This window comes from Streptomyces sp. NPDC005281, from assembly GCF_040607495.1.
Classification (GTDB): domain Bacteria; phylum Actinomycetota; class Actinomycetes; order Streptomycetales; family Streptomycetaceae; genus Streptomyces.
Map to the genome: position 1 here is coordinate 283,618 of NZ_JBEXGX010000006.1, position 23,997 is coordinate 307,614.

At 71.5% G+C, this 23,997-nt stretch carries 20 protein-coding genes; 11 read left to right on the forward strand and 9 right to left on the reverse strand.

What is annotated here, in order from left to right; translation table 11 throughout:
- Positions 1–8: 8 nt before the first annotated feature.
- Positions 9–902, forward strand: coding sequence for a hypothetical protein (locus ABZV42_RS11840; protein ID WP_355983782.1), 894 nt, complete (start codon positions 9–11; stop codon positions 900–902).
- A 106-nt stretch (positions 903–1,008) separates the two neighbouring features.
- The gene (locus ABZV42_RS11845) at positions 1,009–1,755 is read left to right on the forward strand and encodes an ankyrin repeat domain-containing protein (protein WP_356051785.1); all 747 of its coding nucleotides are present in this window, start codon (positions 1,009–1,011) and stop codon (positions 1,753–1,755) included.
- A 23-nt stretch (positions 1,756–1,778) separates the two neighbouring features.
- Here the strand turns inward: ABZV42_RS11845 and ABZV42_RS11850 are convergent, their stop codons facing one another.
- Together ABZV42_RS11850 and ABZV42_RS11855 are read right to left on the reverse strand one after the other, a co-directional pair.
- Complete coding sequence (locus ABZV42_RS11850; RefSeq protein WP_356051787.1) at positions 1,779–2,693, reverse strand: SDR family oxidoreductase; 915 nt, start codon at positions 2,691–2,693, stop codon at positions 1,779–1,781.
- Complete coding sequence (locus ABZV42_RS11855; RefSeq protein ID WP_355983814.1) at positions 2,690–3,490, reverse strand: SDR family oxidoreductase; 801 nt, start codon at positions 3,488–3,490, stop codon at positions 2,690–2,692. The genes ABZV42_RS11850 and ABZV42_RS11855 overlap by 4 nt, the downstream gene beginning before the upstream one ends.
- Before the next feature lie 247 nt (positions 3,491–3,737).
- On the opposite strand from ABZV42_RS11855, the gene ABZV42_RS11860 reads away from it, so the two are divergent.
- Genes ABZV42_RS11860 through ABZV42_RS11880 form a run of 5 tightly spaced genes read left to right on the forward strand, consistent with a single transcriptional unit; the run spans position 3,738 to position 7,825 of the window.
- Positions 3,738–4,490 carry an enoyl-CoA hydratase family protein gene (locus tag ABZV42_RS11860; RefSeq protein WP_355983785.1) on the forward strand — a complete coding sequence of 251 codons (753 nt, stop codon included), beginning with the start codon at positions 3,738–3,740 and terminating at the stop codon, positions 4,488–4,490.
- Positions 4,487–5,353 (forward strand): CoA-transferase, encoded by an 867-nt coding sequence (locus ABZV42_RS11865; protein WP_355983786.1) that lies wholly within the window; start codon positions 4,487–4,489, stop codon positions 5,351–5,353. Before ABZV42_RS11860 ends, ABZV42_RS11865 begins: the two co-directional genes overlap by 4 nt.
- On the forward strand, positions 5,350–6,123 hold the full coding sequence (locus ABZV42_RS11870; protein ID WP_356051789.1) for a CoA-transferase: 774 nt from the start codon (positions 5,350–5,352) through the stop codon (positions 6,121–6,123). Before ABZV42_RS11865 ends, ABZV42_RS11870 begins: the two co-directional genes overlap by 4 nt.
- Positions 6,123–7,175, forward strand: a complete 1,053-nt coding sequence (locus ABZV42_RS11875) for a nitronate monooxygenase (RefSeq protein WP_355983788.1) — start codon at positions 6,123–6,125, stop codon at positions 7,173–7,175. The genes ABZV42_RS11870 and ABZV42_RS11875 overlap by 1 nt, the downstream gene beginning before the upstream one ends.
- Positions 7,176–7,183: 8 nt before the next feature.
- The gene (locus ABZV42_RS11880) at positions 7,184–7,825 is read left to right on the forward strand and encodes an SIMPL domain-containing protein (protein WP_355983789.1); all 642 of its coding nucleotides are present in this window, start codon (positions 7,184–7,186) and stop codon (positions 7,823–7,825) included.
- A gap of 111 nt (positions 7,826–7,936) precedes the next feature.
- Here the strand turns inward: ABZV42_RS11880 and ABZV42_RS11885 are convergent, their stop codons facing one another.
- The 3 genes from ABZV42_RS11885 to ABZV42_RS11895 are packed head-to-tail and all read right to left on the reverse strand — an operon-like array spanning position 7,937 to position 10,549.
- Positions 7,937–9,094 (reverse strand): acetyl-CoA C-acetyltransferase, encoded by a 1,158-nt coding sequence (locus tag ABZV42_RS11885; protein WP_356051791.1) that lies wholly within the window; start codon positions 9,092–9,094, stop codon positions 7,937–7,939.
- Between the two features lie 36 nt (positions 9,095–9,130).
- Positions 9,131–9,742 (reverse strand): TetR/AcrR family transcriptional regulator, encoded by a 612-nt coding sequence (locus tag ABZV42_RS11890; protein ID WP_355983791.1) that lies wholly within the window; start codon positions 9,740–9,742, stop codon positions 9,131–9,133.
- Between the two features lie 15 nt (positions 9,743–9,757).
- Positions 9,758–10,549, reverse strand: a complete 792-nt coding sequence (locus tag ABZV42_RS11895) for an SDR family oxidoreductase (protein ID WP_356051793.1) — start codon at positions 10,547–10,549, stop codon at positions 9,758–9,760.
- A 58-nt stretch (positions 10,550–10,607) separates the two neighbouring features.
- On the opposite strand from ABZV42_RS11895, the gene ABZV42_RS11900 reads away from it, so the two are divergent.
- Together ABZV42_RS11900 and ABZV42_RS11905 are read left to right on the forward strand one after the other, a co-directional pair.
- Entirely contained in the window at positions 10,608–11,753 is a 1,146-nt protein-coding gene (locus tag ABZV42_RS11900) for an acyl-CoA dehydrogenase family protein (RefSeq protein WP_355983793.1), read from the forward strand.
- Positions 11,753–12,910 (forward strand): acyl-CoA dehydrogenase family protein, encoded by a 1,158-nt coding sequence (locus ABZV42_RS11905; RefSeq protein ID WP_356051795.1) that lies wholly within the window; start codon positions 11,753–11,755, stop codon positions 12,908–12,910. The genes ABZV42_RS11900 and ABZV42_RS11905 overlap by 1 nt, the downstream gene beginning before the upstream one ends.
- Here the strand turns inward: ABZV42_RS11905 and ABZV42_RS11910 are convergent.
- Both ABZV42_RS11910 and ABZV42_RS11915 read right to left on the reverse strand, forming a co-directional pair.
- Positions 12,882–14,603 carry a cytochrome bc complex cytochrome b subunit gene (locus ABZV42_RS11910; RefSeq protein ID WP_355983795.1) on the reverse strand — a complete coding sequence of 574 codons (1,722 nt, stop codon included), beginning with the start codon at positions 14,601–14,603 and terminating at the stop codon, positions 12,882–12,884. The two genes, ABZV42_RS11905 and ABZV42_RS11910, sit on opposite strands and share 29 nt — an antisense overlap.
- 200 nt (positions 14,604–14,803) lie before the next feature.
- Complete coding sequence (locus ABZV42_RS11915) at positions 14,804–15,523, reverse strand: VWA domain-containing protein (protein ID WP_355983796.1); 720 nt, start codon at positions 15,521–15,523, stop codon at positions 14,804–14,806.
- 207 nt (positions 15,524–15,730) lie between these two features.
- Here ABZV42_RS11915 and ABZV42_RS11920 point away from each other — a divergent pair, with 207 nt between their 5' ends.
- On the forward strand, positions 15,731–16,651 hold the full coding sequence (locus tag ABZV42_RS11920; RefSeq protein ID WP_355983797.1) for a rhomboid family intramembrane serine protease: 921 nt from the start codon (positions 15,731–15,733) through the stop codon (positions 16,649–16,651).
- A 94-nt stretch (positions 16,652–16,745) separates the two neighbouring features.
- On the forward strand, positions 16,746–17,675 hold the full coding sequence (locus ABZV42_RS11925) for a chitosanase (protein ID WP_356051797.1): 930 nt from the start codon (positions 16,746–16,748) through the stop codon (positions 17,673–17,675).
- A 138-nt stretch (positions 17,676–17,813) separates the two neighbouring features.
- Here the strand turns inward: ABZV42_RS11925 and ABZV42_RS11930 are convergent, their stop codons facing one another.
- Both ABZV42_RS11930 and gltB read right to left on the reverse strand, forming a co-directional pair.
- Positions 17,814–19,274 (reverse strand): glutamate synthase subunit beta, encoded by a 1,461-nt coding sequence (locus tag ABZV42_RS11930; protein ID WP_355983799.1) that lies wholly within the window; start codon positions 19,272–19,274, stop codon positions 17,814–17,816.
- On the reverse strand, positions 19,267–23,877 hold the full coding sequence (gene gltB, locus ABZV42_RS11935) for a glutamate synthase large subunit (RefSeq protein ID WP_356051798.1): 4,611 nt from the start codon (positions 23,875–23,877) through the stop codon (positions 19,267–19,269). Before gltB ends, ABZV42_RS11930 begins: the two co-directional genes overlap by 8 nt.
- Positions 23,878–23,997 lie beyond the last annotated feature (120 nt).

Genomic DNA, 23,997 nt, shown 5'->3' on the forward strand with positions numbered 1-23,997 from the left:
GTGCGGGCGTGGCGAACGGCGGACCCGTCGAGCACGGCTACCCGCATCTGGACACGGTGCGGGCATCGATCACCGCGCTGTACAAGCGGCTCTCGTACGACACCGTCCACACCTTCGCGGCCAGCGTGGCGCCCGCCGACGTGGCCTTCGCCGACGTCGACGACCTGCATCTGGGTGCCCAGCGCGTGGCCCGCGAGATGGTGCGGCACTACCGGCTGCCGGACGCCCGGATGATCGTCGGCTTCCGCGAGATGACCCACGCGGCGCATGTCGAACTAGCCGCGGGGCCCGAGTACTTCATCGAGCTCAACGACCGCTTCCGCACCCACCGCAGGGACATCGGCGCGGCCCTCGCCCACGAGGTGATGCACGTCTATCTGCACCGCCTGGACCTCTCCTTCCCCGGCACCCGCGACACCGAGATCCTCACCGACACGGCCGCGGCCTACCTCGGCGCGGGATGGCTCCTCCTCGACGCCTACCGCGAGGACGGCGCGTCCTCGCAGAAGCTCGGCTATCTGACCCCCGAGGAGTACGGCTACGTCCTCGCCAAGCGCGCCCTGGTCTTCGACGAGGACCCCTCGGTGTGGTTCACCAGCCCGCAGGCGTACACCGCGTACACCAAGGGCAAGGAGTTGGCGCTGCGTGACGGGCAGCAGCCCCCGCTGACCGCGGCGGGCTGGGCGGGCCGCCGCCGCTACGCCCGCGACCGCCGCCACGCCCAGGACCACCGCGCCCCCGACCACTCCGGCGTCCCCTACACCTTCGCGCCCGACGACCGCGGACCGTTGCGCGTCTCCTTCCCGTGCCCGACCTGCCACCAGCGCATCAGGGTGCCGGTGCGGGGCCGGGTGCGGGCGCGGTGCGCGCTGTGCCGGACGGTGCTGGAGTGCGACACGTAGGGGATGGGCCGATCGCCGGCACCGCACGCGCGATGGGCGGCCCGGGTGAGGCAGAACACCTCAAAAGTCTTTGCCTCGCGCGTCGGTGGCGAGCGAGGGTCGAAGGATGAGCACGAACGACCCGACCGCTCTTCTCTTCCCCGCCGTGTACGAGGGGGACGAGGACACGGTCGTACGGCTGCTGCGGGCCGGAGTGAGCCCCGAGGCGGTCGACGAGGACGGGCAGAGCGCCCTGTATCTGGCGGCGGTGAGCGACCGGCCCGCCGTCGTACGGCTGCTGCTGGCCGTCGGCGCCGAGCCCGACCGGCTGAGCCTGGGAACGGACGCTCCCTTGTGCGGCGCCGCCTGCGGCGGTCACACGGAGGTGGTCCGCGCCCTGCTCGCGGCGGGAGCGCACCCGGACACGGTGGAGGCCTTCGGTTTCACTGCGCTGACCTGGGCCCTGCGGCGGGGTCACACCGCCGTCGCGGAGGCGCTCCTCGGGGCGGGCGCGGACCCCGGCCGGCCCGGACCGGCGGGCGAACCCCCGCTGGTGACGGCCGCGCACCGGGGCTCCGCCGGCTGCGTACGGGCCCTGCTCGCGCACGGGGCGGGGGCGCGGGGCGAGGCGCTGGCGGAGGCCCGCCGTCTGCTCGGCGTCGGTGTCGAGGCCGAGCTCAGGGAGGGCCTGGCCCGCACGCACGGTCACAGCCATGCCTCGGTCACCCACCGGCATCCGTCGCCCGAGGGCGTCACCGTCGAGGTCCAGCTCCTGGACGCCCGGGGCAGGCCGTTCGCGGGCGACGACCTCCAAACCGGCCACACGGAGATCGTCACCCTGCTGAAGGCGAGCACGACCCGCCCCGGGCACTGAGCCCTCGTTGATCACCGGGGCCGCTACCCGGACCCGTACACCGCCCCCGGAGCAGTGGCCCGGGTCAGGAGTTCGCGGGCCGTCTCGCCGGCCTCCGCCGGGGTCCACCTGGCTCCCTTGTCGGCGCTCGGGCCCGGCCGCCAGCCCTCCATCACCGTGATCCGGCCGCCCTCGCTCTCGAAGACCCGGCCGGTGACCCCGGCGCTGGCCGCCGATCCGAGCCAGACCACCAGCGGCGAGACGTTGCCGGGGTCCATGGCGTCGAAGCCGCTGCCGGGGGCGGCCATGGTGTCGGCGAAGGTGCGCTCGGTCATCCGTGTACGGGCCGCCGGGGCGATGGCGTTGACCTGGACGCCGTACCGTTCCATCTCGGCCGCCGCGACCAGGGTGAGCCCGACGATTCCGGCCTTGGCAGCGCTGTAGTTGCCCTGCCCGACCGACCCCAGCAGGCCCGCCCCGCTGCTGGTGTTGACGACCCTGGCGTCGGGCGCCCGGCCCGCCTTCGCCTCCGCCCGCCAGTGGGCCGCCGCCTGCCTGAGCGGCAGGAAGTGCCCCTTCAGATGGACCCGCATGACGGCGTCCCAGTCGTCCTCGCCGAGGTTGACGAGCATCCGGTCGCGCAGGAACCCGGCGTTGTTGACGAGGGTGTCGAGACGCCCGTACGTCTCCAGCGCGGTGCGGACGACGGACTCGGCGCCCTCGGTGGTCGCGATGTCGCCGCCGTGGGCCACGGCCTCGCCGCCCGCCGCCCGGATCTCCTCGGCCACCTGCCGGGCGGGACCGTCCGCCGCGGGGGTCCCGTCGAGGCCGACGCCGAGATCGTTGACCACGAGTCGGGCGCCCTCGGCCGCGTACGCCAGCGCGTGGGCCCGGCCGAGCCCGCGGCCCGCGCCCGTGACGATCACGACCCTCCCCTCGCACAGCAGTGGTGCGCTCATCGGGTTTCTCCCTGCTCGTGCTGGTGGGCGGTGGCCTGCTGCCGGTCGGCGGTGGCCTGCCGCCGCTTGTTGACGGTGGCGGCGTCGAGGAAGGCGGGCCGTTCGCCGCCTCCGTGGACGAGGAGGGAGGCGCCGCTGATGTAGGCGGCGGCGTCGGAGGCGAGGAAGACGGCGGCGGCACCGACGTCGCAGGGCCGGGCGAGGCGGCCCAGCGGGACGGTACGGGCGACGGCGGCGAGGCCGTCCTCGCCTCCGTAGTGCAGATGGGCCAGTTCGGTGCGGACCATGCCGACGACCAGGGTGTTGACCCGGACCTCCGGCGCCCACTCGACGGCCATCGAACGGGCCAGGTTCTCCAGTCCCGCCTTGGCCGCGCCGTAGGCCGCGGAACCGGGCGAGGGGCGTGAGCCGCTCACGCTGCCGATCATCACGATCGAACCCCGGGTCCGTCTGAGGTGTTCGTGGGCCGCGATCGACGCGGTGAGCGGTGCGGTGAGGTTGAGTTCGATCACCCGGGCGTGCCGCTCGGCGTCCGCCTCGGCGAGGGGCCGGTAAGGGGCTCCGCCCGCGTTGTTGACCAGTACGTCGAGGCGGGGCAGGGCGTCGAAGAAGGCACGGACCGCGGCCGGGTCGCGCAGGTCGACGGGGACGAAGTCGGCCTTTTCGAGGGGGACTTCGGGCGGCCTGCGGGCGCAGACCACCACGTGCGCGCCGGCTCGCCCGAAGGCGCGCGCGATGCCGGCTCCGACGCCTCGGGTGCCGCCCGTGACGACGACGGTCCGGCCGCCGAGATCCACGAAGGGCCCGAGCCGGTCCGAGGAGCCGCACTGATCCGAGGGCCCGGACCCGCCCGAAGATCCGGACCCGTCCGAGGATCCGGACCCGTCCGAGGATCCGGACCCGTCCGAGGATCCGGACCCGTCCGAGGATCCGGACCCGTTCATGGTGTCCGCGTTGTCCACAGGGCCTCCCGCGCGGCCGCGATCGCTGCTAGCTTCGCATCACACCTAACAAACGTTTGGTGGAAAGGTAGCTGATGTGTCCATGGGTGTCTCCACCTCGTCCCCGGAAAAGGGGATTTCCGTCGTCACGGTCGACTTCCCGCCGGTGAACGCGCTGCCGGTGCGGGGCTGGTTCGACCTCGCCGAGGCCGTGCGCGCGGCGGGCCGCGATCCCGGGGTCCGCTGTGTCGTCCTGAGAGCGGAGGGCCGCGGATTCAACGCGGGCGTCGACATCAAGGAGCTGCAACGCGACAGGACCGGTCATGACGCGCTGATCGGCGCGAACCGCGGCTGCGCCGAGGCCTTCGCAGCGGTGTACGAGTGCGAGGTGCCCGTCGTGGCGGCGGTGCACGGGTTCTGCCTGGGCGGCGGCATCGGGCTCGTGGGGAACGCGGACGCGATCGTGGCGAGCGAGGACGCGGTCTTCGGCCTGCCCGAGCTGGACCGCGGCGCGCTCGGCGCCGCCACGCATCTGGCCCGTCTCGTGCCCCGGCATCTGATGCGTGTCCTGTACTACACCTCGCGCACGGCGACGGCGGCCGAGCTGCACGCCCACGGCTCGGTGTGGCGGGTCGTGCCGCGCGGGGAACTGCGGTCGGCGGCGCTGGAGCTGGCGCGCGAGATGGCCGCGAAGGACGGGCGGCTCCTGCGGCTCGCCAAGGCCGCCATCAACGGCATCGATCCCGTCGACGTGCGCCGCAGCTACCGCTTCGAGCAGGGCTTCACCTTCGAGGCCGCTCTCACCGGAGTGGCGGCCCGGGTCCGCGACACCTTCGGCGAGGAGGCCCCCCGGTGAGCGACAAGACCATGTCGGCGCAGGACGTCGTCGGCCGGCTGGAGAGCGGGATGACCCTCGGCATCGGCGGCTGGGGGTCGCGCCGCAAGCCGATGGCTCTGGTCAGAGCGCTGCTCCGGAGCGGGATCACCGATCTGACCGTCGTGTCGTACGGCGGTCCGGACGTCGGGCTGCTGGCCGCCGCCGGCCGTATCCGCACGCTGGTGACCGCCTTCGTGACGCTCGACTCCGTCCCGCTCGAACCGCACTACCGCGCTGCCCGCGAGCGCGGCGCGTTCGAGCTGAGGGAGGTGGACGAGGCGATGTTCATGTGGGGGCTGCACGCGGCGGCGAACCGGCTGCCGTTCCTCCCGGTGCGGGCGGGACTCGGCTCGGATGTGATGCGGGTCAACCCGGACCTGCGGACGGTCACCTCGCCGTATCCGGACGCGCTCTCGGGGATACCGGAGGAGCTGGTGGCCATGCCCGCGCTGCGCCTGGACGCGGCCCTGGTCCACATGAACCGGGCGGACCGTGCGGGCAACGGCCAGTATCTGGGCCCCGACCCGTACTTCGACGATCTGTTCTGCGAGGCGGCGGACTCGGCGTACGTCTCCTGCGAGCGGATCGTCGACACGGCGGAGCTGACCAAGGAGGCGGCGCCGCAGACCCTGCTGCTCCAGCGGTCGTCCGTGACCGGGGTGGTGGAGACGCCGAACGGCGCGCACTTCACCTCGTGCGTCCCGGACTACGGGCGGGACGAGGAGTTCCAGAGGCTGTACGCGGCCACGCCGTACGCCGAGTTCGCCGAGCGGTTCCTCGGCGGTGGCGAGCACGCCTATCAGAGCGCCGTGCGGGACTGGCGGAAGGAGCGGGAACAGTGAGCGTCACTCGAGCCGAGTACTGCGTGATCGCGTGCGCCGAGGCCTGGCGGGACAACGGCGAGGTGCTGGCCAGTCCGATGGGCCTGATCCCGTCCGTCGGCGCCCGGCTGGCCCGGCACACCTTCTCGCCGGATCTGCTGCTGACCGACGGTGAGGCGCTGCTCGTCGGCCCGGACGGCAGCCCGGAGGGGTGGCTGCCGTACCGCAGGCATCTGACGGCGGTGACCGGCGGGCGGCGGCACGTGATGATGGGCGCGAGTCAGATCGACCGGTTCGGCAACCAGAACATCTCGTGCGTCGGTGACTGGTCCCGGCCCCGGCGCCAGTTGCTCGGCGTGCGTGGTGCTCCGGTCAACACGCTCAACAATCCGACCAGTTACTGGATACCCAGACACTCTCCACGGGTGTTCGTGGACCGGGTCGACATGGTGTGCGGGGTGGGGTACGACCGGGTCGCGGCCGCGGGTCCGGGCGCCGCGCGTTTCCATCGTCTCCCTCGGGTGGTGACCGACCTGGCCGTCCTCGACTTCGCGACGCCCGACCGGTCGATGCGGCTGGTGTCCGTCCACCCGGGCGTCACCGTCGAGCAGGTCGCGCGGGCGACGGGTTTCGGGCTGATGGTCCCGGACGAGGTTCCCTTCACCCGTGAACCGAGCCCCCGGGAGCTGGAGTTGATCCGCACGGTGATCGACCCGGACGGTCTGCGCGACCGTGAGGTGCCCGATCCCCGGGGCGGCGCGACCGCTGGTCCGGGCGGGGGCCGGGGCTGATGGAGACGGCGCTGACACGGCTCGTCGGTGTCCGGTGCCCCGTCGTGCAGACCGGTATGGGCTGGGTGGCGGGGCCCCGGCTGGTCTCGGCGACGGCGAACGCGGGCGCGCTGGGGATCCTGGCGTCGGCGACGATGACGCTCGATCAGCTCCGTGACGCGGTGCGGGAGGTCAAGTCGCGTACGGACCGGCCCTTCGGGGTGAATCTGCGCGCCGATGCCGGGGACGCGGGCGACCGGGTGCGGATCATCGTCGAGGAGGGGGTGCGGGTCGCGTCGTTCGCGCTCGCCCCCTCCCGCGAGCTGATCGCGGGGCTGAAGGAGGCGGGAGTGATCGTCGTGCCGTCCGTGGGCGCCAGGCGGCATGCCGAGAAGGTGGCCGCGTGGGGCGCCGACGCGGTGATCGTGCAGGGCGGCGAGGGCGGCGGCCACACCGGGGAGGTGGCGACGAGCGTGCTGCTGCCCCAGGTGGTGGACGCCGTGGACATCCCGGTGGTGGCGGCGGGCGGGTTCCACGACGGGCGGGGGCTGGTGGCCGCGCTGGCGTACGGGGCGGCGGGCATCGCGATGGGTACGCGTTTCCTGCTGACGTCGGACTCGACGGTCCCCGACGCGGTGAAGGCGAGGTATCTGGCGGCGACGGTGAAGGACGTCACGGTGACGACGGCGGTCGACGGGCTGCCGCACCGCATGCTGCGCAGTGAGCTCGTCGACGCCCTGGAGGGGGCTGGGCGCGCGGGGGCGCTCGTCCAGGCGGTGCGCCGGGCCGCCGGGTTCCGGCGGCTCTCCGGTCTGTCCTGGTCGCGGATGATCGGCGACGGCCTGGCCATGAAACACGGGCGGGATCTGACCTGGAGCCAGGTCCTGCTCGCCGCGAACACGCCGATGCTCCTGAAGTCGTCGATGGTGGACGGCCGGACGGATCTGGGGGTGATGGCGTCTGGTCAGGTGGCGGGGGTGATCGAGGATCTCCCGTCGTGCGCGGAGCTGGTCGAACGGGTGATGGCGCAGGCCGGGGAAACTCTCGACGCCCTTGTGGGAGGCGGTGGTTGAATGCCGGGATGAATCAGTCGATCAGAGAACCGTGGGGCCTCAGCGTCTTCGGCGCCGGAAGTGTGCGGGCCGAGCCGCAGTTGGTGCGGGTCAGGCTGGCCGTGGACCTTCTGGAGTCCTCGCCCGACGAGGCGTTCCGCAAGGCGGGTACGGCGGTGTCCGGGCTGCGCGAGGCGGTGCGCCGGCACGGGATACCGGACGCGTCGGTCTCCGGCTCCAAGCTGAAGCTCAACTCCGAGTACGACGGATACGGCGCGGGCCGCAAGTTCCTCGGCTACCGCTGCCAGGCGTCGTACACCATCGAGACCGAAGCGGTCGACGATCTTCAGCAGCTCATCGTGGACGCGGTCGACGCGGGCGCCAACCGTGTCGACGACGTCACGTTCGACGTGCTCGACAAGCCCGCGATGCGGGACGAGGCGCGGCGCAGGGCTGTCGCCGCTGCCCGCCGCAAGGCCGAGGTGTACGCGCAGGCCGCGGGCGTCTCGCTGGGGACGGTCCTGCATGTGCAGGACGTGGACGCCGAGTCCTGGGAGCTCCGCGGTCACCGGGGTCACGGGAGCGGCGGTGGCGGCTCGGAGGGCGATCTGGCCCCGGGCGCGGTCGAGGTCCATGCCGGTGTCCTGCTGGGCTTCTCGCTCGACGGCTGACGGCCACTCGGACAGGTTGCCGGGCCCCGGGGCCCGTGGCGGGCCGAGGGGTTGAGTGCCTGCGGCGGGTCACGGGGTCCGGCCTCGTCCGGCCGCGCGGACCGGGGTGCCTCAGATCCGTTCGATGATCGTCACGTTCGCCTGGCCTCCGCCCTCGCACATCGTCTGGAGTCCGAACCGGCCGCCGGTGCGTTCGAGTTCGTGCAGCAGGGTCGTCATCAGGCGTACGCCGGTGGCGCCGAGGGGGTGGCCGAGGGCGATGGCGCCGCCGTTGACGTTGACCTTCTCCGGGTCGGCGCCGGTCTCCTTGAGCCAGGCGAGGACGACCGGGGCGAACGCCTCGTTGATCTCGACGAGGTCGATGTCGCCGATGGACATGCCGGTCTTCTTCAGGGCGTACGCGGTGGCGGGGATGGGGGCGGAGAGCATCCGGATCGGGTCCTCGCCGCGTACGGAGAGGTGGTGGACGCGGGCGCGGGGGGTCAGGCCGTGTTCGCGCAGCGCCCGCTTCGAGGCGAGCAGCATCGCGGCGGCGCCGTCGGAGACCTGGGAGGAGCAGGCGGCGGTGACGGTGCCACCCGCGACGACCGGTTTCAGGGCGGCCATCTTCTCCAGGGTGGTGTCGCGGCGTGGTCCCTCGTCGGCGTTGATGCCGCCGTGGGCGATGATCTCGCGGGTGAAGCGACCCTCGTCGGTGGCGCGGACGGCCCGCTGGTGGGAGCGGAGGGCGAACTCCTCCTGGTCGCGGCGGCTGATGCCCCATTTGGCGGCGATGAGTTCGGCGCCGTGGAACTGGTTGACGGGGCGGTCGCCGTAGCGTGCCCGCCAGCCGTCGCTGCCCGCGAAGGGGCCTTCGGTGAGGCCGAGCGGTTCGGCGGCCCGGCGGGTGGCGAAGGCGATGGGGATCTGGGTCATGTTCTGGACGCCGCCGGCGACGACGAGGTCCTGGGTGCCGGACAGGACGCCCTGGGCGGCGAAGTGCACGGCTTGCTGGGAGGAGCCGCACTGCCGGTCGACGGTGACTCCGGGGACCTCCTCGGGCAGTCCGGCCGCCAGCCAGCTGGTGCGGGCGATGTCGCCGGCCTGCGGGCCGACGGTGTCCAGGCAGCCGAAGACGACGTCCTCGACGGCGCCCGGGTCGACTCCTGAGCGTTCGACGAGGGCCTTGAGCACGTGCGCGCCGAGGTCGGCGGGGTGGACGGCGCCGAGTCCTCCCTTTCGTCGCCCGACGGGTGTTCGGACCGCTTCGACGATGTAGGCCTCGGCCATGACGACTCCCTTGCCAGGATGAGTGGTTCGCTGCGGCTATGTGCGGACGGAGATGCCGTCGAGCACCATCGACAGGTACTGGCGGGCGATCTCCTCGGGGCTGTGCCGGCCGCCTGGCCGGTACCAGGAGGCGGCGACCCAGACGGTGTCGCGGACGAAGCGGTAGGTGAGGCGGATGTCGAGGTCGGCCCGGAAGACCTCGGCGTCGACTCCGCGTTCCAGGGTGCTGAGCCAGGCCTTCTCGAAGTTGTGCTGGGACTCGGTGAGGAAGGCGAAGCGCTGCTGTGCGGCGAGGTGCCGGGATTCCTTCTGGTAGATGGCGACGGCCGCGCGGTGCCGGTCGATCTCCCGGAAGGATTCGGTGACGAGGGCTTCGAGGGTTTCCCGGGGGCCGAGTCCGGCGTCGAGGACGGTGTCGTAGCCGGCCCAGAGCTCGTCGAGGAAGGTCCGCAGGATCTCCTCCAGCATCGATTCCTTGGAGTCGAAGTGGTAGTAGAGGCTGCCTGCGAGGATCCCGGCCTCGTCCGCGATTCTGCGGACGGTGGTGGCGTTGTAGCCCTGTTCGGCGAACACCTCGGCGGCGGTGCCGAGCAGTTCGCGGCGGCGCTCGGGGGCGGCGGTCACCTGGGGCTTCTTCTTGGTAGGCACTCGGTCATTGTCGTCCTATGCGTGCTGGCTGCTCACGGAGACGACCTCGCCGGTGAGGTACGAGGAGTAGCCGGAGGCGAGGAACACGATGACGTTGGCCACCTCCCAGGGTTCGGCGTACCGGCCGAAGGCCTCGCGGGCGGTCAGTTCTTCCAGGAGTTCGGGGGTGGTGACCTTCACGAGGTGGGGGTGCAGGGCGAGGCTGGGCGCGACGGCGTTGACGCGGACGCCGTAGGCGGCGGCCTCGACGGCGGCGCAACGGGTGAGGGCCATGACGCCCGCTTTCGCGGCGGCGTAGTGGGCCTGTCCGGACTGGGCGCGCCAGCCGAGGACGGAGGCGTTGTTGACGACGACTCCGCCGTCGCCGCTTTCCTTGAGTCGTCGCAGGGCGGCCCTGGTGCAGCGGAAGGTGCCGTTCAGGGTGACGTCGAGGACGGTTGACCACTGGTCGTCGGTCATGTCGACGAGGGGTGAGGTGCCGCCGAGGCCCGCGTTGTTGACGACGATGTCCAGTCGGCCGTGGTGGGCGGTGGCGGTGTCGAAGAGGGCCTGGACCTGGTCCTCGGCGGTGACGTCGCAGGGCTGTGCGCTCACGTTGGCGGGGCCGAACTCCGTGGTCAGGGTCTCGGCGGTCTCCTTGAGCCGGCGGGAGTGCGCGTCGCTGACCATGACGCGGGCGCCTTCTTCGAGGAACCGGCGTGCCGTGGCCGCGCCGATGCCGGCGCCGGCGGCCGCGGTGATGACGGCGGTGCGGCCCTTCAGCAGTCCGTGGCCGGGTACGTACGCCGGGCTCTCGACGTCGCTCATGCCGCCAAGTTAACCTACCAAACACTTGTTAGGGAAGGTTGCCGGAAGGTGCCGCCGTATGGATCTCACCCGCTCCCCCGCCGACGAGGTGTTCCGCGCCGAGGCCCGTGCCTGGCTGGAGGCCCATGTCCCGGCGGCTCCGCTGCCCTCGCTCGAGACCGCGGAGGGCTTCGCGGCACATCGGGAGTGGGAGGCCGAACTGGCGGCGGACCGCTGGTCGGTGGTGTCGTGGCCGGCGGAGTTCGGCGGCCGGGACGCGGACCTCGTGCGCTGGCTGGCGTTCGAGGAGGAGTACCACGCGGCGGGCGCGCCGGGCCGGGTCGGGCAGAACGGTGTCAGCCTTCTCGCGCCGACCCTCTTCGGGCACGGGACCGCGGAGCAGCGCGCGCGGGTGCTGCCCCCGATGGCCACCGGCGAGGTGGTGTGGGCGCAGGCGTGGTCGGAGCCGGAGGCGGGTTCGGATCTGGCCTCGCTGAGGTCGCGCGCGGTGCGGGTGGAGGGCGGCTGGCTTCTGCGGGGCCACAAGACGTGGTCCTCGCGGGCCGCGTTCGCGGACCGGGCCTTCGGCCTGTTCCGCAGTGAGCCGGGCCTGGCGAAGCCCCACCAGGGTCTGACGTATCTGATGTTCGGTCTGCGCGCGCCGGGGGTGACGGTCCGTCCGATCGGGCGGCTGGACGGCAGGCCGGCGTTCGCGGAGCTGTTCCTGGACGATGTGTTCGTGCCCGACGAGGACGTCATCGGCGAGCCGGGGCAGGGCTGGCGGGTGGCGATGTCGACGGCGGGTGACGAACGCGGTCTGACGCTGCGTTCGCCGGGCCGTTTCCTGGCCGCCGCGGACCGGCTGGCCGCGTTGTGGCGCACGCACGGCGACCCGTCCGACACGGCCCTGCGCGACCGGGTGGCCGACGCGGTGATCGGCGCCCGCGCCTATCAGTTGTTCACGTACGCGAACGCGTCCCGGTTCCTGGAGGGGGACAGCATCGGCGCGGAGTCCAGTCTGAACAAGGTGTTCTGGTCGGAGCTCGACATCGCGCTGCACGAGACGGCGCTCGATCTGCTGGGCGCCGAGGGCGAGCTGGCCGGCACCGCGTGGTCCGAGGGGTATGTGTTCGCGCTCGCGGGCCCGGTCTACGCGGGCACCAACGAGATCCAGCGCGACATCGTCGCCGAGCGGCTGCTCGGCCTTCCGAAGGGCCGTCGCTGATGCGCTTCCTCCTCGACGCCGAACAGCGTGCCTTCGCCGCCTCGCTGGACGCGATGCTGACGTCCGCGGACACGCCGTCGATCGTGCGGGCGTGGGCCGGTGGCGATCACGCGCCCGGCCGGGCCCTGTGGTCGCGGCTCGCCGACGCGGGGGTCTTCGCGCTGGCCGTCCCGGAGGCGTACGAGGGGGTGGGCCCGCTTCCCGTGGAACTGGCGCTCGCGTGCGTGGAGTTGGGGCGGCACGCGGTTCCGGGACCGGTTGCGGAGACGCTCGCCGTTGCCGCCCTGCTGAGCGAGCTGAGCCGGCTGGGCGAGCCGGGCCCCGCCGAACGGCTGCTGCCGGCCCTCGCCTCGGGCAAGAGCGTCACCACACTGGTCCTGTCCGGCGGAGACGCACCCGAGGCAGGCACATCGTCCTCATCGGGCAGCCACGCACCCGACGCCGGCACATCGTCCTCGTCCGGCAGCCACGCACCCGACGCCGGCACCGCTCCCCCGTCCGACGGGCCCGCGCCCTGCCCGCGCGCGGCAGCCCCGCCGCGCGGATACGCGCTCGACGCGGACGCGGCGACGGTGTTGCTCGTGGTGGACGGTGACGGGCTGTGGCTGGCGTCCGGTCACGGGCCGGTACGGGCGTCCGTGGACCCGGCCCGGCGGCTCGCTCCGATCGATGCCGGCGGCGAACTCCTCGCCGCCGGACCGCAGGTCGCCCGTGCCGCGCTGCGGGCGTCGGTCTGGGCCCGGCTGGCGATCGCCGCCCAGGCGCTCGGGACGGGCCTCGCTCTGCTGGACCGGACGGTCGCGTACGTCGGGCAGCGGACCCAGTTCGGTGTTGCCGTCGGTTCGTTCCAGGCGGTCAAGCACCGGCTCGCGGACGCGATGATCGCCCTGGAGTTCGCGCGCCCGCTGCTGTTCGGGGCCGCGCTGTCGATGGCGCCGGCGGACGTGGCCGCGGCGAAGGTGACGGCGTGCGAGGCCGCGTACGCCACGGCGCGCACCGCGTTGCAGCTGCACGGCGCGATCGGCTACACGGCGGAGTACGACCTGTCCCTGTGGTTCACCAGGGCCCGCGCCCTGCGGTCGGTCTGGGGCACACCGGCCGAGTGCAGGGCCGAGGCGCTGGCCGGTCTCAGTGGTGGTGGTCGTCCCCGCTCGTGATCGCCCGGTACTCCTCGGCCGTCGGCTTCGGGATCCTCGTGCCTGGCCCGTACAGGGCGCGCGCGAGCCGGGCGCGCAGCCGTCGGGCGGGGCCGGCGCGGCGGGCCACGCCGTTCGCGTCGACGAGGGGGCCCACCTCGTAGGGCGGCGCCTGTTCGTGCTGGGTGAGGGTGAATCGCTGGGCCGGGGTGAGCGGTTGATGGACCTCGATGTACTCGCCGTGCGGCAGCATCTTGATCGTGCCGGTCTCGCGTCCGTGCAGCACCTTGTCGTGGTCGGCCCGCTGGAGGCCGAGGCAGATCCGTTTCGTGAGGACGTAGGCGAAGGCGGGCCCGGCAAAGACGGCGACGCGGACGAACCAGGTGATCGCGTTGATCGACAGGTGGAAGTGCGTGGCCCACAGGTCGTTGCCGCCGCCGACCAGCAGGACGGCGTACAGCGTCAGCCAGGCGACGCCGAGTGCGGTGCGGGTGGGCGCGTTGCGCGGCCGGTCCAGGATGTGGTGCTCGCGCTTGTCGCCGGTGACCCAGGCCTCGATGAACGGGTGGACGGCGATGGCGGTCATGATGAGCGGGAAGAGCGCGAAGGGGATGAGGACACCCAGCTGGAGTGTGTGGCCGAAGGCGTTGATCTCCCATCCCGGCATCACGCGGATGAGTCCTTCGGAGAAGCCGAGGTACCAGTCGGGCTGCGCGCCGGTGGTCACCAGGTCGGGGCGGTAGGGCCCGAACGCCCACACGGGGTTGATGGTGGCGATCGCGCCCATGACCGCCAGGACTCCGAAGACCAGGAAGAAGAAGCCCCCCGCCTTGGCCATGTAGACGGGCATGAAGGGCATGCCGACGACCGACTTCTGGTCCTTTCCCGGCCCCGGGTACTGGGTGTGCTTGTGGTAGAAGACCAGGATCAGATGGGCGGCCACCAGTCCCAGCATGATGCCCGGCAGCAGCAGGACATGGATGGGGAAGAACCTCGAGATGATGTCGTGCCCGGGGAACTCCCCGCCGAAGAGGAAGAAGGAGAGGTACGTCCCCACGACCGGGACCGACAGGATGGCGCCGTCGGCGAAGCGGACGCCGGTGCCGGAGAGCAGGTCGTCGGGGAGCGAGTAGCCGGTCAGTCCGGTGATGAGGCCGAGCATCAACAGGGTCCAGCCGAAGAGCCAGTTGACCTCGCGCGGCTTGCGGAACGCGCCGGTGAAGAACACCCGCATCATGTGCACGAGCATCCCGGCGAGGAAGACGAGCGCCGCCCAGTGGTGGATCTGGCGGATCAGGAGTCCGCCGCGCACGTCGAAGCTGATGTCGAGCGTGGACTCGTAGGCCCGTGTCATGACGATGCCGTTCAGCGGCCCGTAGGAGCCGTGGTAGACGACCTCGACGCCGCTGGGCTCGAAGAACAGGGTGAGATATACGCCGGTGAGGATCAGTACGAGGAAGCTGTAGAGGCAGATCTCGCCCAGCATGAACGACCAGTGGTCCGGGAAGACCTTGCGCATGTTGGCCTTGGCCAGGGAGTAGACGCCGAGGCGTCCGTCGGCCCAGTCGGCGAGCCGCTCCCCCTTGCCGCTCTTCGGCGCGCGCCGGGCCCGTAAGGTCCCCTCCGGTCCGAGGTCCTGCGAAGTCCCGCTCCCGGAGGCCTCGTTCACCGAAGTCCGTGCGGCCGTGCCGGAGTCGATCTCTCGTGCGCCCATTCGCCGCTCCCCTCGGCCCACCAGGGTGGCACGTCGGCCGCCCGAAGCCAACGGGGCGTCGTGGCAGGGGTGTTGGGGCGGGCGGGGCCGGAGCGGCGGTTGTGGACCGGCCGGGGCGGCGGGAGGCGAACCGGACCGGGTTGGGGGCGAACCGGCCCGGGCGGGGGCAGGCGAACCGGCTCGGGCGGGGGCGTACCGGGTCAGGCCAGGATGCCCCGGGCCCGTGCCGCCACCAGCCATTGCGGGAACTCCGCCACCAGCCGGTCGTACAGCTCCCCGTCGCTCACCTCGCGCGGATCCGAACCGGCGTGGAAGAAGCCCGCGTTGTCGACGGCCCGCTTCTGCGGCACGGCCAGTTCGTCGAGTTTGCGCAGGAAGTCGAACTGCTTGCTGCCCCGGTCGCCGAAGCCTATGAACTGCCAGAACATCGGCAGCCGGGCCGCCTTGCACAGATACCGTTCGGCGGCGAGCTTGTTGATCGGCCCTCCGTCGGTCTGGAAGACGACCAGGGCCGGGGCGTCGGATCCGCTGTCGAGGTAGTGGTCGATGACGGCGTCCATGGCGAGGTGGTAGCTGGTCCTGCCCATGTGCCCGAGCCCCCGCGCGATCGATTCGATCCGCCCCCGGTGGTTGTCGAGCGCGATGTCGGTGACCGCGTCGACGTCCGTGGAGAAGAAGACGACCGGGACGGTGCCGTCGTCGTCGAGGTGGGCGGACAGGCCGAGCACCCGGTCGGCCAGGGCCTGCACACTGCCGTCGTCGTAGTACGGCTTCATCGACCCCGAGTAGTCGACGACCAGGTACACGGCGGCCCGTTGCCCGCTCAGTCCGTTCTTGGTGAGGCTGACCCCGGCGCTCTTGTAGGCACCCACCAGCGCGGGCGCGGTCTCCTCGATCTTCGTGAGGCTGATTCCGGCCATGCGGGACTCCCGTGGTGCGAGGACGGCGGAGCGACGAGATTACGTCACGGTGTTGCCGCGTCCGGAGCGTGGGCAGCATCGTTCGCCTGCCGCGGCCACGGATCGTGGCCCTGCCGTTCCGCGCGGGACGGCGTGTTGGATAGTTTGATCACCGCCGCCCCCACCGGCTCACCTTCCCCTTTTCCCGTGCGTTCCGAGGAGCCGGCCGTGGAGTCCGAGTCCGCAGTCACCACCTGCTACCGCCACCCCAAGGTGGAGTCGCATGTGCGCTGCACCCGATGCGACCGTTACATATGCCCGGGCTGCATGCGCGAGGCGTCCGTCGGTCATCAGTGCGTGGAGTGCGTGAAGGAGGGCGCGAAGTCGATCCGGCAGGCCCGCACGGCCTTCGGCGGCCGGATCTCGACGGTGCCCGCGGTCACGTACGTCCTCATCGGTCTGAACGTGCTGGCCTATCTGGCCGAACTGCTGCGCTCCTCGTTCGTGGACCGGTTCGCGATGCTCGGCGCGGGACTCGGGGACTCGGACGGGAACCACTACTTCTGGGACGCCGCGCACTCCTCGTTCTACCACCCGGAGGGCCTGGTCGCCGGGGAGTGGTACCGGCTGCTGACCGGCGCTTTCCTTCATCTGCCGCCCACGCAGGGCACGTTCGGGATCGCCCACATCGCGATGAACATGTTCGCGCTGTGGAACATCGGCCGGACCGTCGAGGCCCAGCTCGGCCGGGTCCGCTATCTCGCGCTGTATCTGCTGTCGGCGCTCGGCGGCTCGGTCCTCGTGCTGCTGATCGCGCCGGACCAGCAGACGATCGGCGCGTCGGGCGCGATCTTCGGCGTCAGCGCCGCGTACTACGTCATGGCCCGCCGGCTCGGCGCGGACATGGCCGGCGTCAACCGGTTCATGGCGGGCCTGCTGATCTGGCTCGTGATCTCGGCGGGGCTGACGTCCTGGCAGGGTCACCTGGGCGGACTGCTGGCGGGCGGGCTGGTGACGGCGGCCTTCGCGTACGCTCCCCGCGGCCCCCGTCGCGCATTGGTCCAGTCGGCCGTCTGCGTGGGACTTCTCGCGGTGCTGCTGGTGCTCGCGGTGCTGAAGGTGTCGGCGCTGAGAACGGGCGCGGTGTAGCTGAGACGGGCGCGGTGCAACAGAGCACCGGGGGCGCGCACATGGCCCGCCCGGCCTCCCCGCCCGTACGCCGGTCCTGCGTACCCTGTGCGTCATGAAACGTACGGGTTGTCTGTTGTGCGCCCTCGCCCCCGTGCTGATCACGGCGGCGCTCTATTTCGCCACGCCCGGACACGAGCACGCCACGGCCGACGCCAAGGGCGGCCCGGCGCCCGTGTCGCGGTCCCGGGCGACGGACAGGGCCGAGGCGGGGCGGGCGGCGGACAAGGCCGAGTCGGGGCGGGCGACGGACGACAACGCCGCCGCCCGCCCGCCGGCGGGCCTCGCCGCTCCGGACAAGAAGGAGCTCGCCCAGGAGATCGTGGCGAGTGCCGAGAACTCCACGCTGAACTGGCACGAGGCGTACGGCTACATCGAGGACATCGGCGACGGCCAGGGCTACACGGCGGGCGTCATCGGCTTCTGCACCGGCACCCACGACTTGCTCACTCTCGTCGAGCGCTACACCGGGGCGCACCCGGCCAACGGACTCGCCCGCTATCTCCCGGCCCTGCGCAAGGTCGACGGCACGGACTCCCACGAGGGCCTGGACCCGGGCTTCGTCGCGGCCTGGCGCCACGAGGCCACGGCCCCCGCGTTCCGCAAGGCCCAGGACGACGAACGCGACCGGATCTACTTCGACCCCGCCGTCCGGCTCGCCAAGCTCGACGGTCTTGGCACCCTCGGCCAGTTCATCTACTACGACGCGATCGTGCTGCACGGTCCCGGCACCGGCCCCGACGGTTTCTACGGGCTGCGCGAGCGCGCCGGGCGCGAGGCGAAACCGCCGTCCGAGGGCGGCGACGAGAAGGCGTACCTCGACATCTTCCTGGACATCCGCCGCGAGGCCATGAAGTCCAGGAACCCCGCCCGCGACACCACCCGCATCGACACGGCCCAGCGCTGGTTCCTCGACGAGGGGAACCTGGATCTGCACACACCGCTGCGGTGGAAGGTGTACGGCGAGACGTACCACGTGCCGTGAGCGGGAGAGACCGGCGGGCATGCGGCGGCGCCTGCCAGGTCGTCCGGTCGGGGACAGTGAGGCAGGCGCCGTCTCGTGTTCCGCACGCCTTTGTGCGGGACGTTCTTGAGTGACCGTGTCAGGTCACGCGTTCATGGGTCAGACCGTCAGCGAACGGTCCGTCGGGCGGATCGGGGCCGGCAGGTCGCTCGCTCCGGTGAGGAAGCGGTCGACACCACGGGCGGCCGAGCGGCCCTCCGCGATGGCCCAGACGATGAGGGACTGGCCGCGGCCCGCGTCACCGGCGACGTACACGCCCGGAACGTTGGTCGCGAACTCGGCGTCGCGGGCGATGTTGCCGCGCTCGTCGAGCTCCAGGCCGAACTGGGCGACCACGCCGTTCTCGACGTCGGTGCCGGTGAAGCCCATCGCCAGCGTCACCAGCTGGGCGGGGATCTTGCGCTCCGTGCCCGGCTTCTGGTTCAGCTTGCCTGCGGTGAACTCTACCTCCACCAGGTGCAGCCACTGGACGTTGCCGTCCTCGTCGCCCTCGAAGTGGGTGGTGGAGACCGCGTAGACGCGCTCGCCGCCCTCCTCGTGCGCGGAGGTGACCTTGTAGAGCATCGGGAACGTGGGCCAGGGCTGGCCCGGGTTCCGCTCCTCGCCCGGCCGCGGCATGATCTCCAGCTGGGTGACCGAGGCCGCGCCCTGACGGTGGGCGGTGCCCACGCAGTCCGCGCCCGTGTCGCCGCCGCCGATGACCACGACGTGCTTGCCCTCGGCGGTGATCGGGGGCGCCACGTAGTCGCCTTCCTGCACCTTGTTGGACAGCGGCAGGTACTCCATGGCCTGGTGGATGCCGGTCAGCTCCCGCCCGGGGACGGGCAGGTCGCGGGCGGTCGTCGCGCCGGCGGCGATGACCACGGCGTCGTACCGCTTGCGCAGGTCCGTGGCCTTGAGGTCGCGGCCGATCTCGATGCCGGTGCGGAAGCGGGTGCCCTCCGCGCGCATCTGCTCGATGCGGCGGTTGATGTGCCGCTTCTCCATCTTGAACTCGGGGATGCCGTAGCGCAGCAGGCCGCCGACTCGGTCGGCGCGCTCGTACACCGCGACCGTGTGACCGGCCCGGGTGAGCTGCTGGGCGGCGGCGAGTCCGGCGGGACCGGAACCGATGACCGCGACCGTCTTGCCGGACAGGCGCTCGGGGGCCTGGGCCGCGACGGAGCCGCTGTCCCACGCCTTGTCGATGATCGAGACCTCGACGTTCTTGATGGTCACGGCGGGCTGGTTGATGCCCAGCACACACGCGGACTCGCACGGAGCGGGGCACAGGCGGCCCGTGAACTCCGGGAAGTTGTTCGTGGCGTGCAGGCGCTCGGAGGCGGCCTGCCAGTCCTCGCGGTACGCGTAGTCGTTCCACTCGGGGATCAGGTTGCCCAGCGGACAGCCGTTGTGGCAGAACGGGATGCCGCAGTCCATGCAGCGCGAGGCCTGCTTGGAGATGATCGGGAGCAGCGAGCCCGGAACGTAGACCTCGTTCCAGTCCTTGAGACGGTCCTGGACCGGCCGGGACCTGGCGACTTCACGGCCGTGGTTCAAAAAGCCCTTGGGATCAGCCATTGGTCGCCGCCTCCATCATCTTCTCGGTGATCTCGGACTCGTCGAGTCCGGCTCGCTCGGCGGCGTCCTTGGCGGCGAGCACTGCCTTGTACGTGCTGGGGATGATCTTGCTGAAGCGCTCGACGGCGACGGGCCACTCGGCGAGCAGCTTCTCGGCGACCGTGGAACCGGTCTCCTCCGCGTGCCGGCGCACGACGTCGTGCAGCCACCGCCTGTCGGCGTCGTCGAGTTCTTCGACGGCGTCCACGCTGGCGACGTTCACGTTGTCGCGGTCGAGGTCGATCACGTAGGCGACACCGCCGGACATGCCGGCCGCGAAGTTGCGGCCCGTCTCGCCGAGGACGACCGCGTGACCGCCGGTCATGTACTCGCAGCCGTGGTCGCCCACGCCCTCGGAGATCACCAGCGCGCCGGAGTTGCGGACGCAGAAGCGCTCGCCGGTGCGGCCGCGCAGGAACAGTTCGCCGCCGGTCGCGCCGTAGGCGATGGTGTTGCCCGCGATGGTCGAGTACTCGGCGAGGTGGTCGGCGCCCCGGTCGGGACGGACGATCACCCGGCCGCCGGAGAGGCCCTTGCCGACGTAGTCGTTGGCGTCGCCCTCCAGGCGCAGCGTGACACCGCGCGGCAGGAAGGCGCCGAAGGACTGGCCCGCGGAGCCGGTGAAGGTGATGTCGACGGTGTCGTCGGGCAGGCCGGCGCCGCCGAACTTCTTCGTCACCTCGTGGCCGAGCATGGTGCCGACGGTGCGGTTGATGTTGCGGATCGCGACCTGGGCGCGGACCGGCTGGGCGTCGGTCGCGGTGTCCGCGGCCAGGGCGTCGGCGGCGAGCTTGATCAGCTCGTTGTCGAGCGCCTTCTCCAGGCCGTGGTCCTGCTCGATGACCTGGTGCAGGGCGGCGCCCTCGGGCAGTTCGGGCACGTAGAAGAGCGGGGACAGGTCCAGGCCCTGCGCCTTCCAGTGGGTGACGGCGCGCTCCACGTCGAGGTTCTCGGCGTGGCCGACGGCCTCCTTGATGGTGCGGAAGCCGAGCTCGGCGAGGATCTCGCGGACTTCTTCGGCGATGAACTTGAAGAAGTTCACGATGTGCTCGGCCTTGCCGGCGAACCGCTCGCGCAGCACCGGGTTCTGGGTGGCGATGCCGACCGGGCAGGTGTCCAGGTGGCAGACGCGCATCATGACGCAGCCGGAGACGACGAGCGGCGCGGTCGCGAAACCGAACTCCTCGGCGCCGAGCAGTGCGGCGATGACGACGTCGCGGCCGGTCTTGAGCTGGCCGTCGGTCTGGACGACGATGCGGTCGCGCAGGCCGTTGAGCAGCAGGGTCTGCTGGGTCTCGGCGAGGCCGAGCTCCCAGGGGCCGCCCGCGTGCTTGAGCGAGGTCAGCGGGGAGGCGCCCGTTCCGCCGTCGTGGCCGGAGATGAGGACGACGTCCGCGTGGGCCTTGGACACGCCGGCCGCGACCGTGCCGACGCCGACCTCGGAGACCAGCTTCACGTGGATGCGGGCCTTCGGGTTGGCGTTCTTGAGGTCGTGGATCAGCTGAGCCAGGTCCTCGATGGAGTAGATGTCGTGGTGCGGCGGCGGGGAGATCAGGCCGACACCCGGGGTCGAGTGACGGGTCTTGGCCACCCACGGGTAGACCTTGTGGCCGGGCAGCTGGCCGCCCTCGCCGGGCTTGGCGCCCTGGGCCATCTTGATCTGGATGTCGTCGGCGTTGACCAGGTACTCGGACGTGACACCGAAGCGGCCGGAGGCGACCTGCTTGATGCTGGACCGGCGCGCCGGGTCGTACAGCCGGTCCGCGTCCTCGCCGCCCTCACCGGTGTTGGACTTGCCGCCCAGCTGGTTCATGGCGATGGCGAGGGTCTCGTGCGCCTCCTTGGAGATGGAGCCGTACGACATGGCGCCGGTGGAGAAGCGCTTGACGATCTCGGAGATCGGCTCGACCTCGTCGAGGGAGATCGAGGGGCGGTCCGAGGCGAAGCCGAACAGGCCGCGCAGCGTCATCAGACGCTCGGACTGCTCGTTCACCCGGTCCGTGTACTTCTTGAAGATCTCGTAGCTGCCGGAGCGCGTCGAGTGCTGGAGGCGGAAGACCGTCTCCGGGTCGAACAGGTGGGGCTCGCCCTCGCGGCGCCACTGGTACTCGCCGCCGATCTCCAGGGCGCGGTGCGCGGGGGCGATGCCGGAGGCCGGGTAGGCCTTGGCGTGCCGGGCGGCGACCTCCTTGGCGACGACGTCGAGGCCGGCGCCGCCGATCTTGCTGGCGGTGCCGTTGAAGTACTTCTCGACGAAGGCCTTCTCCAGGCCGACGGCCTCGAAGACCTGGGCGCCGCGGTAGGAGGCGACGGTCGAGATGCCCATCTTGGACATGACCTTCAGGACGCCCTTGCCGAGCGCGTAGATCAGGTTGCGGATGGCCTGCTCGGGCTCGATGCCCTGGAGGAAGGTGCCGGCGCGGACGAGGTCCTCGACGGACTCCATCGCGAGGTACGGGTTGACCGCCGCGGCGCCGAAGCCGATGAGCAGGGCGACGTGGTGGACCTCGCGGACGTCTCCGGCCTCGACCAGCAGGCCCACCTGGGTGCGCTGCTTGGTGCGGATGAGGTGGTGGTGGACGGCCGCGGTGAGCAGCAGCGAGGGGATCGGCGCGTGCTCGGCGTCGGAGTGGCGGTCCGACAGGACGATGAGGCGGGCGCCGTTCTCGATGGCGGCGTCGGCCTCGGCGCAGATCTCCTCGATGCGGGCGGCGAGGGAGTCGCCGCCGCCGGAGACCCGGTACAGGCCGGACAGGGTCGCGGCCTTCATGCCGGGCATGTCGCCGTCGGCGTTGATGTGGATGAGCTTGGCCAGCTCGTCGTTGTCGATCACCGGGAAGGGCAGGGTGACCGAGCGGCAGGAGGCGGCCGTGGGCTCCAGCAGGTTGCTCGCGGGACCGAGCGAGGAACGCAGGGAGGTGACCAGCTCTTCGCGGATCGCGTCCAGCGGCGGGTTGGTGACCTGCGCGAACAGCTGGGTGAAGTAGTCGAAGAGCAGCCGCGGGCGCTGGGAGAGCGCGGCGATCGGCGAGTCGGTGCCCATCGAGCCGATCGGCTCGGCGGCGGCCTTGGCCATCGGCGCGAGGATGATCCGCAGCTCTTCCTCGGTGTAGCCGAAGGTCTGCTGGCGGCGGGTGACCGAGGCGTGGGTGTGCACGATGTGCTCACGCTCGGGCAGGTCGGAGAGCTCGATCTCGCCGGCTTCCAGCCACTCCGCGTAGGGCATCTCGGCGGCGAGGGCGGCCTTGATCTCGTCGTCCTCGATGATGCGGTGCTCGGCGGTGTCGACGAGGAACATCCTGCCGGGCTGGAGGCGGCCCTTGCGGACGACCTTGGCGGGATCGATGTCGAGGACGCCGACCTCGGAGCCGAGGACGACGAGGCCCTCGTCGGTGACCCAGTAGCGGCCGGGGCGCAGGCCGTTGCGGTCGAGGACCGCGCCGACCTGGGTGCCGTCGGTGAAGGTGACACAGGCCGGGCCGTCCCAGGGCTCCATCATCGTGGAGTGGAACTGGTAGAAGGCGCGCCGGGCCGGGTCCATGGAGTCGTGGTTCTCCCACGCCTCCGGGATCATCATGAGCACGGAGTGCGGGAGCGAACGGCCGCCGAGGTGCAGGAGTTCGAGCACCTCGTCGAAGGAGGCCGAGTCGGAGGCGTCCGGGGTGCAGACGGGGAAGATCCGCTCCAGGCCCTTGTCGTTCCCGTTGCCGGCGGAGCCGAACAGGTCGGAGGCGAGCTGGGATTCGCGGGCGACCATCCAGTTGCGGTTGCCCTTGACCGTGTTGATCTCGCCGTTGTGCGCGACGAAGCGGTACGGGTGGGCGAGCGGCCAGCTCGGGAAGGTGTTGGTGGAGAACCGGGAGTGCACGAGCGCGATCGCGGAGGCGAAGCGGCGGTCGGACAGGTCCGGGAAGAAGGGCTCCAGCTGGCCGGTGGTCAGCATGCCCTTGTAGACGATGGTCCGCGCGGACAGCGAGGGGAAGTAGACCCCGGCCTCGCGCTCGGCGCGCTTGCGCAGCACGAACGCGGTGCGGTCGAGGGCGATGCCCTCACTGGCGTTGTCCGTGACGAAGATCTGGCGGAAGGCCGGCATCGTCGAGCGGGCGGTGGCACCGAGGAGTTCGGGGGCGACCGGGACCTCGCGCCAGCCGAGGACGGTGAGGCCCTCTTCGGCGGCGATCGTCTCGATGCGTGAGACGGTGTCGGCGGTGCCGTCCTCGGGGAGGAAGGCGATGCCTACCGCGTACGCACCGGCTGCGGGAAGTTCGAATCCGGCCACTTCGCGGAAGAAGGCGTCCGGGACCTGGGAGAGGATGCCGGCGCCGTCACCCGAGTCGGGCTCGGAGCCGGTGGCACCGCGGTGCTCCAGGTTGCGCAGAACAGTGAGCGCCTGCTCGACCAGCGCATGGCTCGCCTCGCCGGTGAGGGTGGCCACGAAGCCGACGCCGCAGGCGTCGTGCTCGTTGCGGGGGTCGTACATACCCTGCGCAGCAGGGCGAGCATCCATGAAGGACCACTTCTGGTCGTTCGTGGAGTGCTGGGACGGCTGGCGCGGAGTACGCATCGGCTCTCCCGTCGTCGTCGGGGCGGGGGGTCTCCCTGGCTCTCGGGCACTGGGGAGACATCTGCCGAGGGACGACTCTGGCCCTCTGCTGGGTGCAAAATTTCGTGCAGGTTACATGAT